Source organism: Bradyrhizobium sp. PRIMUS42, assembly GCF_023006515.1.
Lineage (GTDB): Bacteria > Pseudomonadota > Alphaproteobacteria > Rhizobiales > Xanthobacteraceae > Bradyrhizobium.
Map to the genome: position 1 here is coordinate 1 of NZ_JALBGZ010000672.1, position 3,427 is coordinate 3,427.

Sequence of the window (3,427 nt, forward strand, 5' to 3'; positions counted from 1 at the left end):
CGATTATCGCATGTCTCCGGACACGCGGGTCGGCTTCTTGCTGGCGGGCGGTGCGACCTCGTGGTCGCTGGCCAGTGATCTCGGCAACGGCCGCAGCGACGTGCTGCTGGCCGGCGTCTACGGTGCGTACAAGTTCGGTGCCGCCTACGTGTCGGGCGCGGTCTCCTGCGGCAATTACTGGACGTCCGCCTTTCGTACCGTGCGCGTCGCGGGCGCCGACACGCTGCGTGCCGACTTCAATGCCCACGACCTCGGTGCGCGCATCGAAGGCGGCTATCGCATTCCGCTTTGGACCGCGCTCGACCTGACTCCCTATGCGGCGGTTCAGGTGCAGGGCTTCCGCACGCCGTCCTACGGCGAAACGGCGGCCGCGGGCTCGGCACAGTTCGCGCTCAACTACGACGCACGCACGGTCACGGCCGTGCGCACCGAGCTCGGCAGCCGGATCGGCAAGTCGTGGCACGTGCCTGATGGCAGCGTGCTGGACCTGTTCGGCAAGGCGGCCTGGGCCCATGACGAGATCGGCGATCCACGGCGAGTTCGCCGAGCGGACGCTGACCTACGCCGGCACCGCGCGGCTGCGTTACGCGTGGTGAGTACGGCGCGGATCGGGCCGCTCTGAGGGGCTGGCGGCCCAACCTCTTGCGCGGTGGCGTGCTGTCGCCGTCACCGCGCGGGAGGACGCGCGGCTTTCGCCTTGCGGTAGATCACGACGTCCTCGCCGTGACGCATCGTGCTTCGCTCGAGGAGATAGTTCGACCTCTCGAGCACGCGGCGCGATGCGCCGTTCCCGACGTAGACGATGCCGATGAGGGACGGCAGCTCGAAATGCGACAGCCCGACGTCCGTCAGCGCGGTTGCGATCTCGCTCGCAAATCCCTGGCCCCAGAACTCGCGTTTGAACGCGTAGAAGATCTCGATCTCGTCGATGTCGTCGACCATGAGGTGCCGAATTCCCGCCCGCCCGGCGAATGCGCCGTCGCACGTACGCAGTGCCCAAAGCCCAAAACGGTGCTGGTCCCAATGCGCCATGTTGACGTCGAGGTAAGCCTTAGTCGTCTCCGCCGAACGCACGCCGCCGATATAGCGTGACACTTCGGGATCCTGATGGAGCGCGACGAGGTCGGCGAGGTGACTTTCGTTCAGCCTCTCGGCGGTGAGCCGCTTGGTGCTGAAGTGATTCATGTAGGGTGTCGCCAGGAGAGTTGGTCGCGATCGGGACGTCGTTGAGGGCGATGATGTTATCGTGCTCCCGTTTTGCCCGGCGGGTCAACCGGCTCGCAGCCCGTAGCCTAGACCGGGCCGTGCGAGCCGGGCGGGACCATGTAGAGCGTCATCGCGAAGATCGCGTAGATGCAGAGCAGGAGCGCGCCGATGAACCAGGCCGATCGTCCGCCGTTGGTGATGAAGCTCGTCACCACGGCGGCGATCGTGACCATGGTCACAGCTCCCGGCCAGAACTGAAGGTCCATGGGGTGCGGCCCGACAACGTAGCTCAGCAGCACGAGAACGGGTGCGACGAACAAGGCGATCTGGCTTGCGCTTCCGAGCGCGATGCTCACGCTCATGTCGAGCCGGTTCCGGCGTGCCGCGGAAAACGCCACGGCCATCTCGGCCGCAGCGCCGATCAGGGCAACGACGATGAATCCGACGAATGCCGGGGTCATGCCGAGCGTTTCGGCGGCCTTCTGCACCGACTCGACGAAGATCTCGCTCACGAGCGCAACCAGCACGGTGACGACCCCCAGTGTCGGAACGGCGACCGAAACCGGCAGCACCGGGCCGCCTGCCTCGCCATGATCGCCGCTCGCAAACAGCTCCTTGTGCGTCTTCAGCGAGAACAGCAGGCTGAGACCGTAAGCCGCAATCAGCAGGACCGCCAAGGCGGTGCTCAAGCGCTGCACGGTCGCCTCGTGTCCGGCAAAGTTGAGGTCAGCCACGGCCGAGGGCGACAACAGGGCAATCGTGGCCATCAGCAGCAGCGCGGAATGGAGCCTGCCTCCAGCCCGGTTGTACTCCTGCACGCGATGTCTCAATCCGCCCAGAAGCAGCGATGCGCCCAGCATGAAGAGCGAGTTGGTCACGATCGCACCGGCGATCGAGGCTTTGACCAGCATGTATTGACCGGCCTGCAACGCCGTGACGGCGATGATGAGTTCCGTGAGATTGCCAAGCGTGGCATTCAACAGCCCGCCGACCGCATCGCCGGTCTTCTCGGCCACGGCCTCCGTTGCGTGACTGAGCAGGCTCGCGAGCGGCACGATGGCAATCACGGCCAGCACGAACAGCAGCGTATGCGCCTCCGGCATGATGTGCGCGAGCGCGATCACCACCGGCACGAAGACCAGCGTCCACAGAAGCGGGCTGTGCCGGATCTCCTTGAGCAGCGCATTCATGGGCCGTCCTTCGCGGTCAGGCCACGAGGCTGTCGCCGCAGACACGACCGGTATTGATCCAGCTCAATGGCTTTGCGCGCCCGGCGGATGGTGCAGCGAGTTGACGAGTTCGACCTGGCGCTTTCGGCGCGGCCCAGGTGATGGTCCGTATCGCAGGGTCGGCGAGTTGCAGCGCAAGCTCAGGCCGGGAGCATGATGGGACTAAAAACCACGAGGCTCGACGATCCGACGAGCCTCGTGCGCGCCTCATTAGCAGGGCGGATAGGGGTAGTATCCACAAGCCCGGCGATAGCCATAGGCACCATAGGCTGCAGCTCCCGCCGCTGCTGCACCGTAGTAAGCGCGCCGATGGACCCTGCGGTTGACGCCTGCAACGCTCCCGGGCGTAAGCGGGCGCCCGACGCGGGCCTCGGCCGTATCAACGGACACGGCGAGTACATCCGCCGGCGCGTAGCGGAACGACAGGGGCGCTGCCGTGAACACCGCGGCCGTTACGAACAGTCCTATCAGCTTGGCATGTCTCGTCATGTCCACTCTCCCTTCGCAGGACGACGAGAAAGCGTGACAGGCCGACGAGGTGGACCATTGATCGACATCAATGGTCGCAGTTCCCTGGGGATCGCAAGCATCGCGCCGTGGGCGCATCCTGCCGGATGGTTCTTGCCCGCACGTAAGCCATTGATTTCGCGACCCCCGTCTACTGTGCATGGGGTTGTTTTCGCAGTGTTAGTTTGAGAGGTACGCTAGCCCGCCCCCAGCGCGACCGCGACGTTGTACGTCAAAAGGCTCGCCGCGTAGGCCAGCACCAGCATGTAGGTGAAGGTTACGGCCATCCAGGTCCAGCTTCCGGTCTCGCGCCGGATCACGGCCAGCGTCGAGGCGCATTGCGGGGCGAAGATGTACCAGGCCAGCATCGACAGGGCGGTTGCGAGCGACCATTTCGTCGCCAGCACCTGGCCGATCTGCTCGGCCGCTTCCTTGCCGCCCTCGATCGCGTAGACGGTGCCGAGCGCCGCGACCGCGACCTCGCG

At 65.5% G+C, this 3,427-nt stretch carries 4 protein-coding genes and 1 pseudogene; 1 reads left to right on the forward strand and 4 read right to left on the reverse strand.

The genetic code is table 11. The features are described 5' to 3' along the window. Positions 1–622, forward strand: a 622-nt coding sequence (locus MOV75_RS31600) for an autotransporter outer membrane beta-barrel domain-containing protein (RefSeq protein WP_247007279.1), incomplete at its 5' end; no start/stop codon positions are given. A 44-nt stretch (positions 623–666) separates the two neighbouring features. Here the strand turns inward: MOV75_RS31600 and MOV75_RS31605 are convergent. From MOV75_RS31605 to MOV75_RS31620, 4 genes and pseudogenes are all read right to left on the reverse strand, one after another. After that, positions 667–1,185, reverse strand: coding sequence for a GNAT family N-acetyltransferase (locus tag MOV75_RS31605; protein WP_246931707.1), 519 nt, complete (start codon positions 1,183–1,185; stop codon positions 667–669). 107 nt (positions 1,186–1,292) lie between these two features. Next, positions 1,293–2,396 carry a calcium/proton exchanger gene (cax, locus tag MOV75_RS31610; protein WP_246931705.1) on the reverse strand — a complete coding sequence of 368 codons (1,104 nt, stop codon included), beginning with the start codon at positions 2,394–2,396 and terminating at the stop codon, positions 1,293–1,295. 249 nt (positions 2,397–2,645) lie between these two features. Next, the gene (locus MOV75_RS31615) at positions 2,646–2,924 is read right to left on the reverse strand and encodes a hypothetical protein (RefSeq protein WP_246931703.1); all 279 of its coding nucleotides are present in this window, start codon (positions 2,922–2,924) and stop codon (positions 2,646–2,648) included. Between the two features lie 215 nt (positions 2,925–3,139). After that, a pseudogene (locus MOV75_RS31620) lies at positions 3,140–3,427 on the reverse strand (nucleoside recognition domain-containing protein); the annotation flags it as partial.